The sequence below is a fragment of the Ruegeria sp. AJ12 genome, assembly GCF_056536245.1.
In genome coordinates this window covers 1,529,380-1,544,460 of the sequence record NZ_JBQFJJ010000001.1, presented here as the reverse complement: position 1 = coordinate 1,544,460, position 15,081 = coordinate 1,529,380, and the positions used below count along the sequence as shown (strand labels likewise).

The 15,081-nt window shown below is 58.4% G+C and carries 14 protein-coding genes; 7 read left to right on the top strand and 7 right to left on the bottom strand.

Annotated features, from left to right (window positions below):
• Window positions 1-19: 19 nt before the first annotated feature.
• From ACR3E0_RS07830 to ACR3E0_RS07820, 3 genes are read right to left on the bottom strand one after another with little or no spacing between them, the layout of a single operon-like run.
• Window positions 20-1,276 (bottom strand): Zn-dependent hydrolase, encoded by a 1,257-nt coding sequence (locus ACR3E0_RS07830; protein WP_480477795.1) that lies wholly within the window; start codon window positions 1,274-1,276, stop codon window positions 20-22.
• Between the two features lie 4 nt (window positions 1,277-1,280).
• The gene (locus ACR3E0_RS07825; protein WP_480477793.1) at window positions 1,281-2,204 is read right to left on the bottom strand and encodes a dimethylarginine dimethylaminohydrolase family protein; all 924 of its coding nucleotides are present in this window, start codon (window positions 2,202-2,204) and stop codon (window positions 1,281-1,283) included.
• A 33-nt stretch (window positions 2,205-2,237) separates the two neighbouring features.
• Window positions 2,238-3,821 carry a zinc-binding metallopeptidase family protein gene (locus ACR3E0_RS07820; RefSeq protein ID WP_480477791.1) on the bottom strand — a complete coding sequence of 528 codons (1,584 nt, stop codon included), beginning with the start codon at window positions 3,819-3,821 and terminating at the stop codon, window positions 2,238-2,240.
• 140 nt (window positions 3,822-3,961) lie between these two features.
• On the opposite strand from ACR3E0_RS07820, the gene ACR3E0_RS07815 reads away from it, so the two are divergent.
• The 7 genes from ACR3E0_RS07815 (at window position 3,962) to ACR3E0_RS07785 (ending at window position 10,962) form a co-directional block, all read left to right on the top strand.
• Entirely contained in the window at window positions 3,962-4,852 is an 891-nt protein-coding gene (locus ACR3E0_RS07815; RefSeq protein WP_480477789.1) for a LysR substrate-binding domain-containing protein, read from the top strand.
• 100 nt (window positions 4,853-4,952) lie between these two features.
• The gene (locus tag ACR3E0_RS07810) at window positions 4,953-6,035 is read left to right on the top strand and encodes an ABC transporter ATP-binding protein (RefSeq protein ID WP_480477787.1); all 1,083 of its coding nucleotides are present in this window, start codon (window positions 4,953-4,955) and stop codon (window positions 6,033-6,035) included.
• Between the two features lie 48 nt (window positions 6,036-6,083).
• Window positions 6,084-7,199 carry an ABC transporter substrate-binding protein gene (locus ACR3E0_RS07805; protein ID WP_480477785.1) on the top strand — a complete coding sequence of 372 codons (1,116 nt, stop codon included), beginning with the start codon at window positions 6,084-6,086 and terminating at the stop codon, window positions 7,197-7,199.
• 58 nt (window positions 7,200-7,257) lie between these two features.
• Window positions 7,258-8,079, top strand: coding sequence for an ABC transporter permease (locus tag ACR3E0_RS07800; protein ID WP_480477783.1), 822 nt, complete (start codon window positions 7,258-7,260; stop codon window positions 8,077-8,079).
• A complete protein-coding gene (locus ACR3E0_RS07795) occupies window positions 8,076-8,882 on the top strand; it encodes an ABC transporter permease (protein WP_480477781.1) in 807 nt (268 codons plus the stop codon). Before ACR3E0_RS07800 ends, ACR3E0_RS07795 begins: the two co-directional genes overlap by 4 nt.
• 212 nt (window positions 8,883-9,094) lie before the next feature.
• Window positions 9,095-10,021 (top strand): MBL fold metallo-hydrolase, encoded by a 927-nt coding sequence (locus ACR3E0_RS07790; protein WP_480477779.1) that lies wholly within the window; start codon window positions 9,095-9,097, stop codon window positions 10,019-10,021.
• A complete protein-coding gene (locus ACR3E0_RS07785; RefSeq protein WP_480477777.1) occupies window positions 10,018-10,962 on the top strand; it encodes an MBL fold metallo-hydrolase in 945 nt (314 codons plus the stop codon). Before ACR3E0_RS07790 ends, ACR3E0_RS07785 begins: the two co-directional genes overlap by 4 nt.
• 1 nt (window position 10,963) lies before the next feature.
• Here ACR3E0_RS07785 and ACR3E0_RS07780 read toward each other — a convergent pair whose 3' ends face one another.
• The 4 genes from ACR3E0_RS07780 to ACR3E0_RS07765 form a co-directional block, all read right to left on the bottom strand.
• Window positions 10,964-12,022 carry a YeeE/YedE family protein gene (locus ACR3E0_RS07780; RefSeq protein WP_480477775.1) on the bottom strand — a complete coding sequence of 353 codons (1,059 nt, stop codon included), beginning with the start codon at window positions 12,020-12,022 and terminating at the stop codon, window positions 10,964-10,966.
• Between the two features lie 52 nt (window positions 12,023-12,074).
• Complete coding sequence (gene hemA, locus ACR3E0_RS07775) at window positions 12,075-13,298, bottom strand: 5-aminolevulinate synthase (protein WP_480477773.1); 1,224 nt, start codon at window positions 13,296-13,298, stop codon at window positions 12,075-12,077.
• A gap of 1 nt (window position 13,299) precedes the next feature.
• Window positions 13,300-13,734: a DUF302 domain-containing protein gene (locus ACR3E0_RS07770; protein WP_480477771.1), complete on the bottom strand. Its 435-nt coding sequence runs from the start codon at window positions 13,732-13,734 to the stop codon at window positions 13,300-13,302.
• 78 nt (window positions 13,735-13,812) lie between these two features.
• Entirely contained in the window at window positions 13,813-15,075 is a 1,263-nt protein-coding gene (locus ACR3E0_RS07765; RefSeq protein WP_480477770.1) for an FCSD flavin-binding domain-containing protein, read from the bottom strand.
• Window positions 15,076-15,081 lie beyond the last annotated feature (6 nt).

Sequence of the window (15,081 nt, the reverse complement as noted above, 5' to 3'; positions counted from 1 at the left end):
TGGCAATCCCCCAAAGTGTTTATGAATTGGCGCAGTGCAGAACCGCGTGGAGCAGGACATTGACGCCCGGCACGGTGTCGGCCAGTTCAATCTGCTCGTTCTCGTTATGGGTCACCCCATCTACGCAGGGCGTAAAGATCATCGCGGTCGGCGCGATCCGGGACAGGTGGTACGCGTCATGCCCTGCCGCGCTCTGGATCGGGATATGCGGGATATCCAGGTCCCGGGCCACGGATTGGACAAGATCTACCAGATCTGCGTCGAACGAGACATCGCCAAAATGCCAATCCCTGACCTTGTTGATGGTCGTGTTTGAACGTTCCGCCATTTCGGACAGTGCGTTCAATCCCTTTTGGAACATCTCTTCTGCAAGGGTCGGGTCCGGATGACGGACGTCGATAACAACCGAGGCGGAATCCGCGATGATACCGTATTTGTTCGGGGACACATCAAGCCTGGCGCAGGTCGCCCGTCCTTGTGGCGCGTACTCCCACCCTATCTCATTGATCCGTGCCACGATGAGGGCAGCCGCCACCAGCGCGTCCTTTCGGGCGGCCATCGGGGTGGGACCGGAATGCGCGTTTTCGCCTGCAATTGCAATTTCCGCGCCGAACGAGGTGTAACCGCCGGTCACGACACCCACCGGGACTTTCTGCTGATCAAGCACGGGGCCCTGTTCAATATGCAACTCAAAATAAGCGTCAATCTGGTCCGCCGCCCGCCGGGTGGTGCCGGCATACCCGATGCGCACCAACTCATCGACAAACGTCGCGCCGTCATCGTCCGCCTGTGAGAGGACCCAATTCAAGTCATGTACGCCTGCGAACACTCCGGAGCCCATCATCGGAGGCTGGAACCGGACCCCCTCCTCATTAGTCCAGCAGACCACCTCGATGGCGCGGCGGGTAACAATGCTCCTGTCGTTGAGGGTTCGGATCACCTCAAGCCCGGACAGCACGCCCAAGACGCCGTCATAGCGCCCTCCGGCAATCTGGGTGTCGAGGTGACTGCCGATCAGAACCGGGGCGAGCGCGGGGTCGGTACCTTCGCGTCGCGCAAAAATATTGCCGACCGGATCGACCTCTACCGTGCAGCCCGCAGCCAGGCACCAATCAACGAACTGATCCCGCATGACTTTATCGTCATCGCTGAGCGTCAGGCGACTGAGGCCTCCGGCCTTGCCCGGGCCAATCCGGGCAGACACTTCGAGCGTGTTCCAGAGACGCTCAGGATCGACGGCCAGCGTGTTGATGCCCTGCCACATGACGCTGTTCACGATCTCAGACCTCGCGTCTGAGGGCTTGTGCCATGCAATGGATACCACCGCCGGTCTTGGATATCTCGGCAGTTTCGACATCCGCGACTTCGAAACCACGCGCGCGGAGCTGATCGATCAGCACTTTGGATGAGGCAGGCGCGATAATCTTGTCATTGCCAAGCGACATCATGTTGCAGCCCAATGCCATCGTGTCCTGAAAGGGTACATCAATGATCTCATGCCCCATGGCCTTCAACCACGCGACAATCTCGGGTTCGGTGCACGCCACGCAGACCGCCGTGAGTTTCTCCGCAACGGGCACGACCATCAGATCGATATGGACATAGTATTCGTCGATATAGGCCAGTCGGACTTCCCAGCCCTCCGCCTCGAACCACCCGGCGACCTGCTTGGCACCTGCCTCGTTGGTGCGGGCTTCACCGCAGCCAATCAGCACGCACCCTTCTTCGATAACGTTGAAATCCCCGCCTTCGAACGTGCCCGCCGTGACCATGTCATAGATTGGAATACCAAGCTTTTCATAGGCGCGGATCGCGGCATAATTCTCCCCGCGGCGCCACCATTGCGACATTGCAGTAATGAAGGCCCCGTAAGGGGTCATGCAGGAACTGTCGCGGGAATAGACCTGCATCGTCAGTTCCGGCTCGGGATCGAGCATATGCACGTTCACGTTGAAGTGCTTGTACGCATCCACCAGTTCGGCATGCTGGGCCTGCGCCACCTGAATATTGCACGGCGCCTCGCGCAAGTGCTTACGCGACAGGCTCGACGTGGCCCGGTGGAAAAGATGCACGGGCGATCCAAGCAGAACGTCGGTCAACCGGTCTGTTTCATTCCGAAAGCCCCAGTTAGAAAGAACCGGGGTGCCGCCCCCATCCACGCGACGTTGCAGGCTAAAGGCGTCAGGTTTTGCATCAAGTGGCATTTGATCGAGTCCTTGTAAGTTGTCAGTTCTAATTCAAGCGCCCGGCTGGGCCGATGGGATCCACCAGTCGCGGCCACGCGACGTGGTGACGTATTCCGGCCAGCGGAAATGGATCGGCGGATCATAGTCGCAAAGAGGAGGAATCCAGCTTGTGCCACCAATGCCCCCGCCCGTCCGATCACGAAACTCGTTCATCGCGGTCTCGCGCGCAGATTGGTCCTCGATCAGTCGCAACGCCGAAGCTGCCAGCACCTTGGCGGCCGTCCGGATCATCGGATCAATCGTCGCGGGGATGCCGCCCAGCGCATTCATGACCCACGGAGGATAGGCCCCATCGGACGGGGGTTTCAGCGCAGGGCGTGCCACATAAAACCGTGCCGTTGGCGCATGCCATGTCATATCGGTGTAGTCGTCAGACGTTGAGTTCAATTGCGACGGTGGCAAATCCTGCCGCAAGACAGCTTCGGCCTCTCGCGGATCAATCAGCTTGGACACCTCATCAATGAAGGGGATGTCCATTGGCTCGTGCCCCAAGTTGCGCTGAATGGCGCGGGCCGTCTTGTTGGCCTCTTCGCCCCAGGTTGGCGGGCCGACCTCTTTCATCGCCTCCCAGACCAGATTTGCCATGGCACGATTGGCGAGCCCGGGACGCGATTTGCAGACCCAGTGACGCTCCCAACGACAGCCGGTCATAGCAGCGGCGGCGGCGGCGTTGCGATCCAGAACGGCCGTGATCTGCTCAGCCATTTCAATCGTCGGCACACGCATCATGTACTGAATTTCGGCCAGACCTGCCGGCAGGTTGTCTGCCGTGGCCTGCCCGGCCGTCAATATGGCCTCTGATACCGACCACCCGCCCTGATGTGGCAGCATCGCCTCGCGCAGTGCCTTTGAAGACTGGTACATGGTCATCAGCGCGTCATTTGCGCCGGGCGCGCGTACTGCAGAATGTGACTGCGGTATCGGAGCGCCATCCGTGCGGCCCCAGGATTCCGGGGACTCGCAAAGAAACCGATAAATCATCGAATAAGCCGCGCCGCAATGTGTGTCCCATCGCACCGTGTTGCACAACGGAAGCATGTAGAAAGGATGGAACGACACCATGGCGGCAAGACCGTCATAATACCCTTTGGCCGCGTGAATCGGCTTGGAACCACGCACCTTTTCCGCAGGTTCCCCGGTGAAGCGCAGCCCACCCTTGATACCATGCCGTTCCATCGCGGCCTTTGTTGCCAGCAAACCGCCCAACGCGCTGATTCCCAACCCGGAATGGGGATCGGTGTGGCCACCCGCCTGATATCCCAGGCCTGCCCGGGGTTCGCGCTGTGTGCTGGCGGCCTGACAGTTTCCCGGCACGGCATCATACTCGGCATACATCCCGATGACAGGGCCGCCGCCATTTGACCATTCCGCACAGAAGGCGGTCGGCATGCCGCCCGACCCTTCCTCAACAGTGAACCCTTCGGCCCTGAGACGTGTGACGTACCAGGCTGCCGACTGGTATTCGCGCCACGCGGTCTCCCCATAATCGAAGATCGTTTCGCACCAGTCAGACAATTCCGGCATCCGGTCATCGACAACGGACAACGCAGTAGACTGTGCATTCGAAATTGGCATTTGCATCTCCTTGCTGCCCAATTAGGCATCGAAGACATGTGTCGAAAAGTGAAACGTTTTCCCGACAAAGACAAAAATCGTTCACCTTTGCGGCGAATTTGGATAGGCTCCATCCAATTCAAGTCACCAAGGATCAAGGCGTGCAGCGCATCCCTTCCACTCAAGCCTTGCGCGCACTGGAGAGCTTTTCTCGGCATGGTGCGGTCTGGAAAGCGGCTGACGAGCTCAACCTGACGCGCAGTGCAGTCAGCCACCAGTTGCGGCTGTTGGAACGTGATCTGGGGTTTTCTCTGTTTCACCGTGCCGGAACCCGGCTCGAACTCACGCAGCAAGGCCGGGCCTATGCCGAAGACGTGCGTATGGCACTGTCCACAATAAGCGGCTCTGCCGCGCGCAATGCTGGACGAGGTCTGTCCGGCAGCCTGACGGTCAGCTGCACACCCGGTTTCGCCTCAAGCTGGCTGACACCGAAAATCTCGCGGTTCCGCACAGTCTGCCCGGACGTCGCCTTTTCAGTCACCCTGCCAACCCAATTGGATGATGTGACAAACCCAAATGTCGATGTTTTTATTGTGTTTTCTGATCACAATATGGTCGGCGTCGAAACCGAGCTTTTAAAGTCGGTCTCCTTCACACCGATGGTCAGCCCGATCCTGCTGAATAGGTTGGGCAGTCTCCAGAACCCGGAAGACGTCCTGAAGGCTGATCTTCTGCACCTTGCTGATTACAGCGATTGGAGCGCTTGGCTGGCGGCAGCGGGCCAACCCAAGGACAACGCACGAACCGGGATAGTGTTTGCCGACATGAACCTTGTCTACACGGCCGCCATGCACGCGCAAGGCATCGCAATGGGCGACGAGTTCATTTGCCGTGAAGCGATGGGGACCGGGCAGCTTGTGAGGCCGTTTGAGCTGTCCATACAATCGCCGAAATCCTACTACCTTGCAATTCCACCTGCGAAGTCGGACGTGCCCAGCGTGGTCGCGTTCCGGCGCTGGATTTTGGAAGAATTGATGGACAGCAGCGCCTGACGTCAGCGCAAACGGCAAATTTTGTTTGTCAATTATGAGAAAACAATTCGTTTGTCACTGAGCATTTTCACCTCCTAGGTTCTGTCCGACGGAGGCCGACATGTACGACAAGACACAAGCTGCGGAGATCCGCGCAAGAAACATCCGCAAGATGTTCGGCAACTTCGTGGCCCTTGACGACATCTCGCTCACAATCGAGCGGGGTGAGTTCCTGACACTTCTTGGACCATCCGGGTCCGGCAAGACCACGTTCCTGATGACGTTGGCCGGTTTCGAGGTGCCAACGGCAGGCTCGATCCAACTGGACGGGCGGGATGTCACCGACCTGCCCCCTGAAAGTCGCGGTTTTGGAATGGTCTTCCAGGGCTATGCGTTGTTTCCGCATATGAGTGTCGAGCAGAACATCGCCTTTCCGTTGAAGGTTCAAAAACGAAGCCGGTCAGAGATCAGCACCCGGGTCGCCGAAATGGTGGAAATGGTCGGTCTCGGCGGCCACGGACACAAGCGACCCAGCGCATTGTCGGGCGGACAGCAACAGCGCGTGGCTCTGGCGCGCGCCCTTGCCTGTGAACCGCCTGCGCTTTTGCTGGATGAGCCCTTCTCGGCCCTTGACAAAAACCTGCGCAGTCAGATGCAGGACGAAATGCGTCGCCTGCACACACAGACGGGCACGACGTTTATTTTTGTGACCCATGACCAGTCCGAAGCATTGGCCCTGTCCACCCACATTGCCATATTCGAAGCGGGCAAGTTACAGCAGGTGGATACACCTCAGAACATCTACGAACACCCGCAGAACCGTTTCGTGGCCGAGTTTCTCGGCGATATCAACATCTTGCCACTTGAAGGCGTTTCGCCAGATGGCGAACTCGCATGCGGTGTGTTCGAGGGGCAGCGCTTGCGCGCACCTATCGGCAGCAAGGGATCGGCCGATATCCTTGCGATCCGACCGGAACATATGGCCCTTTCGGCCACGCGCCCCGAAGCCGGCAACTCGATCCAGGCCTCCGTCACCAATATCACCTATCTCGGAGCGCAAACGCGTCTCGACCTTGCTTCGCAAGGTGGCACTGACTTGTCTCTGACACTCGACACAGCACGGCTGCCGGAAGGCACGGCACCGGGTGCATCGCTTTGCGTGAACTGGCCTGAGCAGCACGGGTACTTTCTGCATGACCAATAATCAGAACCGCGGGAAGCGGACCCAGCCCTCTCAACATGGAGTTAATCAATGAAGGATGTTTTTCAGAATGATGCCCTCGCGCGGCTTGCCGATCAGGCACGCGGCGGTCGGATCACGCGGCGCCGGTTCACGCAACTTGCAACGGTATTGCTCGGCGGTACGGCACTTGCGGCCAAGGGAACACCGGTCTTGGCCGATAACGGTCAGCTTGTGTTCGTGAATTGGGGGGGTGACGCGATCACGGCCTATGATACGGCCTTCGGTCAGCCTTTCGCAACCGAGACCGGCGTGACTGTCCGGCAGGACGGATCCGGCCCGACAGAAGGCGCCATTCAGGCTCAGATCGAAAGTGGCAATCCGGCGTGGGACATCGTGGATGCGGACCCGTTTTCCGCCGAAGCCCTAGGCAAGCGCGGGATGATGGAGCCCATAGACTACACTATCGTGGACCGGAAACTGATGCGTGACGGCTTCGGATGGGAATACGCAGCTTCGTCTTACTTCTTTTCCTACGTGATCGCTTATGATGCCACGCGCTTTGGCGACGCTCCTCCAACCGGCATGGCGGATTTCTTCGACATCGACCGCTTCCCCGGCAAACGCGCCATGTACAAATGGGGTGTCGGAGCGTGGGAGGCTCTGTTGCTGGGAGACGGTGTCGCGCGAGAGAATCTCTATCCACTGGACGTTGACCGCGCTCATGAAAAGCTCCGGTCATTCAAGGACAACGTCATCGCGTTCTGGGGCGGCGGTGCCGAAAGCCAGAGTCTCTTGCTGAACGGTGAAGCCTCGATGGCGCTGATCTGGTCAACGCGGGCCAAACTGCTTGAAGAAGACTCCGAAGGCGACATTCGCTTCATCTGGAATGACGGCATGATCTCACCCGGCTCCATGGGTGTTCTCAAAGGCAATCCCGGCGGGACGGAGGCGGCGATGCGCTTCATCGCATCCGCCCAGGATCCTGAGCGGCAGAAAGTTCTGTTCGATTTGCTTGGGACAGGTCCGGCAAACCCGGCGGCCGATACGCTCATCCCTGAGGATCAACGCCGCTTCAACCCCATGGATCCGGCCAATGTCGGCGTGCAGACACCATTGGACATGGGCTGGTACGAAGAGCACTACGGAGCGGCGCTGGATACCTATCTGAGTATCGTTTCTGCATAGAACCTCGTCCCCCTCGGTGTGAGCAACACCCAGGGGGGGCCAAATACCAGGGACCAATATGCGCGCTTCTCCAACAACCCTTCTTCTGATTGGGCCGCTCATCCTGTTTCTGAGCGTCGCCTATCTTATGCCATTCATAGGTGTTGTCGGTTGGAGCGTGACCTTGCCCGAGCCGGGGCTTGGTCAGTACCAGACCGCGCTGAGCGACCCGCTGATCCTGTCAGTTTTCTGGCGCACATTGCGCATTTGTATCTTTGTGACAGCCATCTGCGTTGTCGCCGGCTATGCGATTGCATTGCTCTGGGTTCGCGGTGGTCCCTTGGCCCGCACGCTGACCGAACTCTGCATCTTCATTCCGTTCTGGATTTCAGTGCTCAGCCGCGCTTTCGGCTGGCTTGCCCTTCTGTCAAATCGCGGGCTCATAAACGAATGGCTGCAGACCATAGGTCTGATAAGCGAGCCATTGCAATTGGTTCGGAACGAGATCGGCGTCGTGATCGGCATGGTGCATTTCCTGATCCCATTTGCAGTATTCCCTCTGGCCACTGCAATGCGGAATGTCGATGAACGGACGCTGATGGCCGCTCGTGGCATGGGGGCGTCGAGACTGCGAATCTTCTGGCAGGTGTTTTTGCCGCCGACGTTGGCAGGCGTTCTGGGCGCCGCATTGCTGGTTTTCGTGTTCTCCATCGGCTTCTTTGTAACCCCGGCAATTCTTGGCGGTGGACGCAGTGTGATGGTGGCTGAACTGATTTACCTGCGTATTTTTCAAAGTCCAAACTGGGGTCTGGCCGCAGCAATCAGTGTCGTTCTGATGATCTCGATCGCCGGATTTCTTGCGTTGCTGATGCGTCAATTCCAACCGAAAGCGAGCAAATGACGATCCTTCGCCCAGGCACGATTGCCACACTGCTCGCAGCTCTGGTCGGGGTTTTTCTGATGTTGCCGCTTCTGGCGGTGATACCGGTATCTTTTACACCGAAACGGTTCCTATCGCTTCCTACTGACGAATGGTCGTTGCGTCATTACTGGGCGTTAATCGAAAACCCCGTGTGGGCCAGCGGAATCTGGCTGTCGATCCGCATCGGTTTGATAAGTGCAAGCATCGCGACGCTGCTGGGACTGTTGTTCAGTTTGGGGATATGGATGGTGCGGCCGAAATTCACCGGCGCACTGGTGGCAGTCGCTCTTTTGCCCATGGTGGCACCGCCTGTGGTCTCGGCCCTGACGCTGTACTTCTTTCTGATCCAACTCGGTAACATCAACGATTTGGTGGCGTATGACACGCTCTTAGGGGTGGCCTTGGTGCATGCCGTGATGATCGCTCCCTTTGCCGTAGTCCTGACAACGGTTTCGCTCAGTCAGGTGGATCGGCGTATTGATCTGGCAGCGCGTTCCATGGGCGCGGGAGTGTTTTATCGTGTGTTCAACGTCATTCTCCCGAACATCAAGTTTGGCGTCATCGCGTCCTTTCTTCTGACCTTCATTTTGTCGTGGGAAGAAATTGCCGTAACGATCTTCGTGACATCCGTCGAAGCGGTCACACTGCCACGCCTGATGTGGATGGGCCTGCGTGACAATATCGATCCCGCCATTGCCGCGATCTCTGTCGTGCTGATGATTATCGTCGCGGGCATAGCCTTGGCCAGAACCCTCTACCTGGTCTTTTCATATAGGACCTAATGAACTCGCAGCAGCAATGGTTGCGTGCTTTTTTTCTAAAGGGTCCAGAGCCATTTTTTGGACCCAAAACAAGCGTTGAAACCTCAATCGAAGCGGCAAGGGCATCGCGAATGTCGACGCACTGAATCTGCCAGCAAAAAGTCGGCAGATTAAAATCGGGCACCTTGACACATAAACACATTCTATTGCATGAATTTATAATGAGAAAATCAATGCTTTCACGGCCGTTGAACCGCCGAGCTTTTCTGACCTACAGCGCGTCTTGCGCCGTCTTGGCGGCAACGCCACGACCCTTATGGGCAGAAGTTCAACTTGGCCCGGATGCCAGTGTCTCGACCTTATCTGACGGACATCTCAGCCTTCCACGCGAAATGGTTTTCGGCGCCATGCCGTCGGACGAGCTCGGGGCACTCCTGTCTCGACACAAGATCGACGCGGACAGGTATGAACCAGCGTGCAACGTGACCCTGTATCGCGACGCGGACAGAACCGTTCTGTTCGACGTCGGAGCTGGACCGGACTTCATGGCAACGGCTGGCCAGTTGCCTGCCTCGCTTGATTTGATTGGCGTGTCCCCTGAGGACGTGACGGACATCGTGTTCACACATGCTCATCCGGATCACATCTGGGGCGTGCTGGACGATTTTGACGAACCGCTTTTTCCCAATGCCGGCCATTACTTTAGCAAGGTCGAATGGGACTATTGGTGGGATCCAAACACCGTCGATGCAATCGGCGCAGATAGGGCGTCCTTTGCCGTCGGAGCCAAGCGGCGCATGGAAGCGATCGAGGATCGGGTCGAGTTTTTTGACGATGGGCAGGAAATTCTGCCGGGCGTGGCGGCGCGCGCAACCCATGGGCATACACCGGGGCACATGGCCTTTGAATTGGGTCAGGGACACGACACGGTTATGGTTGTCGGCGACGCATTGGGAAATCCGCATGTTGCCTTTGAACGCCCGGATTGGCACAGCGGGACCGATCAGGATCCGGATACTGCGGCGGCGACCCGGGCCTCCTTGTTGGACCAACTCGCTTCGGAACAGACAAGACTGGTTGGTTTTCATCTCCCGAACGGAGGGTTTGGGCGCGTGGAGAGAAAAGACACCGCATACAGGTTTATCGGAGAGCCATTATGATCCGCACAACTTTTCTGGCAGCGACACTGGCCCTACCCGCCTGGGCCAGCGAAGACATTCCGGATCAATATCCGGACAGTGTTCTATATTCCAAACCCGTTGAATTCATCCCCGGGGTCTACTCTGCCATCGGGGCCACGGCGCCGCCGACCTATGAAAACTCGGGCCACAACAACAACCTAAGTTTCATCGTGACCGGAGAGGGCGTCGTTGTGATCAACGGGGGTGCGGCCTATCTGCTCGCCCAAGCCTTGCACACAGAAATCCAGGCGATCACCGATCAACCGGTCAAGCTGGTGTTCAACGAAAACGGTCAGGGGCATGCGATGCTTGGCAATGCCTATTGGTCGGAACTCGGCGTGCCGATTGTGGCCCATTCCGATGCGGCCGCTGAGTTCGAGGAATACGGGGCGCAGATTCTGCAAGGGATGCAAACATACAACCGTGACAAGGCCAAGGGCACGGTTCTGGCAAGCCCGACGGAGACGTTCGAAGACGAATATGTCGTCGAGATGGGCGACTATCGCATCGAAGCCAAATACCTCGGCCCTGCGCACAGCCCCGGAGACATCTCCATCTGGCTTCCCAACCAGGGCCTTGTCATCGCGGGCGACATGGCCTTTCACGAGCGTATGCTGCCGATCTTTCAGGACACATATACCGCAGACTGGCTGGAAACCTGGGAGTCCGCGTTTGAACCCCTGGGGGCCACGTATGTTATTCCGGGCCATGGACACCCGACCAATATGGACCAGGTTCGGCGGTACACGCGCGACTACCTGATCTACCTCCGCGGCAAGGTTCAGGACCATATGGATGCCGGAGGGGATCTTGCCCAGGCATACTACGTGGATCAGTCCCCCTATGCACATCTGGACACGTTCGAGGAGTTGTCGACCAAGAATGCCGGGCGTGTATTCGAACAGATGGAATTCGAGTAATTCAGGATCCTTGCGCAAGCGGCAATCGCGTCAGCAACCTGTGCGTGGACATCGCGCCAATCCACATCGAAAAAACGGCCAGCCACGCTGTCATCGACAGGGCCGATCCGCCGGACAATCCTGCGCCCACTGCGCAGCCTCCTGCCAACATGGCCCCGAAACCCATCAACACAGCGCCAATCAGGTAGCGTTCCATTGGCGTGTTCGGACCAAACCTTTCGATCCGCCATTCGCCGGACACGAGGGCAGAGACAGCGGCCCCCATTGCGACGCCCGGCACCAGTCCGATCCCGAAAGACAGGGCCACACCCCGTTCAGCCACCAAGGCCATCAATGTATCGGTGGACGGTCCGGTGAACGTGACCGAGGATACCGGAACGACCTCGAATGACGCCTGCGCAATCGAGAATGTCATAACCCATCCCAGCGCGACTGCAGCACCAACCCCGCCGGATGCGGCAATTTTGAATGCCGGCACGCCTCTTCGGACAGCGAACATGACGCACAGCACCAGCCCCAAGAGGGCCAACACAGCATAGGAGGCGGTGGAAAGACCAAGTATTTCAGACAGATCGCGCGTCGGTCCTCCGGGCACGGTCCAAAGCGCCGCAACTCTTTCACGCACGGGGCTCAAAACGCCGGTGAACGCCGCCTGCGCGACAAGTGTGAGCACCAGACCGGCCACCAAGGCCCGCAGGTTTCCGCATGACGCAAGTACCAGCAAACGGGACGCGCATCCGCGTGCCAACACCATCCCGACGCCAAACATCGCCCCGCCGATCAGCGCACCGCTGATGCTTCCGACCGAAGCGATTGCGCGGCTTTCGGACACGTCCAGCCAACCAAGAAAGATCGTGCCCTGAACAAGCGACAAAGCCGATGAAAAGGCAACCAGCCACACCGCCAATCGCGGGCCAAGCTCGCCTTGTGCAACTTCTACGGTCGCTGCTCTCAGACAGAAATGTGATCTTTGGGCTGCGGCGCCGAAAAAGACACCAACCAGCACCCCGGCAAGGGCCAGGGCACCATTGTCTCCAAACCGGTCGATGAGAACCTCCATCTTCCGAAAATCTCACCTCATCGCCTGAAAGTCCTTGCCTTTGGTCAATGCGTCACTGGGCGGCCATTGGACGGCGCGCAAGCCGACACTGGGTCCACAAGTCGCCCAACGCAGACACGAGATGTTCGATATCTTCGTGCGAATGCACGGGGGACGGTGTGATACGCAATCGCTCAGTCCCTTTGGGAACGGTCGGGTAGTTGATCGGCTGGATGTAAAGCCCATAATCCCGCATCAGAACATCCGAGATGAAGCGGCATTTGACCGGATCGCCGACAATAACCGGAATGATGTGACTTGGATTGGGAACGTGCGGAATACCAAGCTCATCCAGCCTGTTTCGGACCTGTTTGACACGCCTCTTGTGCAGTTCTCTTTCCAAACCGCTTTGCTTCAGGTGCCTGACAGACGCTGCAGCACCTGCCGCCACCGCAGGCGGCAAGGCCGTCGTAAAGATGAACCCGCTCGCAAAAGAGCGAACAAAATCAACAAGCTCGACTGATGCTGCGATGTAGCCGCCGACGACGCCAAAGGCTTTGCCCAGCGTTCCCTGGATGACAGTCAGGCGGTTCATGACACCTTCGCGTTCGGCAATGCCGCCCCCGCGGGAACCGTACAGCCCAACCGCGTGCACCTCATCCAAATAAGTCATCGCACCGTACGCATCCGCCAGGTCGCAAATCTCGGCGATCGGTGCGATGTCGCCATCCATCGAATATACGCTTTCAAAGGCGATCAGCTTTGGCGCGTTTGCAGGCAATGCAGCAAGTTGCCGTTCAAGGTCTGCAAGATCGTTATGCCTCCAGATCCGCTTAGGACACCGGCTGTGCCGGATGCCTTCGATCATGGAGGCATGGTTCAATTCGTCGGACAGGACAGTGATGCCGGGTATGCGAGACGCCAGCGTTCCCAACGCAGCCCAGTTGGACACATAGCCCGACGTGAACAACAAGGCCGCCTCCTTGCCGTGCAGGTCCGCAAGCTCGTGTTCCAGCAGGACATGGTCATGGGTCGTGCCGGAAATGTTACGCGTGCCCCCGGCACCGGACCCGCACCGATCTATGGCAGCGTGCATGGCTTCCAGAACCTTGGGGTGCTGCCCCATGCCTAGATAGTCGTTTGAACACCACACGGTGACTCTGTCCGGCCCGTGTCCCGTGTGATGCTGCGCGGCTGGGAAACGGCCACACTGTCGTTCCAAGTCCGCAAAGACCCGGTAGTTCCCGTCCTGCTTGAGTTCCTCCAACTCGCTGCGGAAAAACGACTGGTAGTCCATCTCAGTTTCCAGCCGCCTCGGCGACGATGCCTGACAGCAACGTCTCGACCGCATCCATGGGACCTTCGGGGTAAGAGCGGTAGCCGATTTGAACACCGTTTTCATCTTCGGCGACAAAGATTCCGTAAGGGCAGTACCCAATGTTCATCGGGTCCGCTTCCATCACCTGACGCGAGATTTTGGCAGAGCAGAAGATGAAGATATCCGCGGCCGAAAAAATCTGCTTGTCGCTGCCAACATCGGCACCGGTGCGGTTCAGCATTTCGCCAACGTGGCTGACGTAGTCGATCACCAGACCCTGCCCCACAATCGCGGATTCTACGGCAAAGGTGGCATCGTCAAAGCTGCCGTCGAAAGGTACCGTCACGATGTCTTCCGCAAGGACCTGTCCTGCCAAGGTCACTGAGATTGCGGTTGCCACAAGATACTGTTTCATAGCCTTTTTCTCCTTTTTTGCCGGCAGTCTCTCGCATTGGCGGCGGGGCCTCGACTCCAGCCAACGCCCCCGCCGACCCTATCCAAACATGTCCGAGGTGATACCCGCGTACCAGCCAAGGGACTCTTCGTAAGTCGCCTTTCGCAGATCTGCGTCTTCGCCGGTCTGGCTGATAAACCCATCCACTTTGGCGATCTTTTCGGGCGTGGCTTCGTAGGTCGCACCCACCTTGACACCGTCGTTGGTTTCGATCAGCGACCAGCAGGTGTTCGAGAACTTGGCCGGGAACACCTTGGACCCGGTCAATGCTCCGCGAACGGCATTCGCGCAAACCTTTGCCTGGCTATTGGCCGAAAAGCCCGATTTGGGCATATCGCCCTGCTGGCTGGCATCGCCGAGAACATAGATATCCGGGTCCGCTTTCGAGGACATGTCAGCGGCATTCACCGGTGCCCAGTTCCCGTCTGTCACACCCGCCATTTCGGCAATGTGGCCCGCTTTCATCGCCGGGATCACGTTGCAGACATCGACCTTGGTCTCTTCACCGTCGATGGTCACGGTCATCGCATCCGGGTTAACCGACACCGCACCGCCGCCAAACTCTTCGCCGATCCAGTCGACCATGCCTTCGTAATGGTTCGCCCAGCCCTCCTGGAACAGGGCCATCTTGGAAAACTTCGGTTTCGGGTCAGCCACGATGATCTTGGCCGTCGGATTATTCTCTTTCAGCACGTGCGCCACCATCGATACGCGTTCGTAAGGCCCTGGAGGGCAGCGAAACGGGTTCGGCGGTGCGACCATGGCAAAGGTGCCCCCTTCGGGCATGGCCATGACCTGCGCCTTGAGCAGCTCGGTCTGAGACCCGGCCTTGTAGGCATGGGGCATTTTGTTCTGTGCCGAAACATCCCAGCCTTCGACGGCCCCATCCACAAAGTCGATGCCGGGGCTGAGGATGAGCTTGTCGTACGGCACAGAACCACCGCCGGCCAGTGCCACCGTTTTGGCGTCGCGATCCACACCGACGGCCCAATCATGTACGACATTGACGCCGTAATCCGCCGCCAGTTTGCCATAGCTGTGGGCAATGTCAGACAGGGTCTGGAACCCGCCCATGTAGAGGTTCGAGAAGAAGCAGGTGTAGTAGGTCCGCGTAGGTTCGATCAGCGTAACGCCGATCTCGCCCTTGCTGTCCTTGGCGATGTAGCGCGCAGCGGTTGCCCCGCCTGCCCCGCCGCCGACGACAACGACCCGGGGCTTGCCTTGCGCCAGAACCATCGGCGCCGATAACCCTGCCGCCAATACTCCGGCGGTGCCCAAGAATGTGCGTCTGTTGAGTGTCATGGCGTA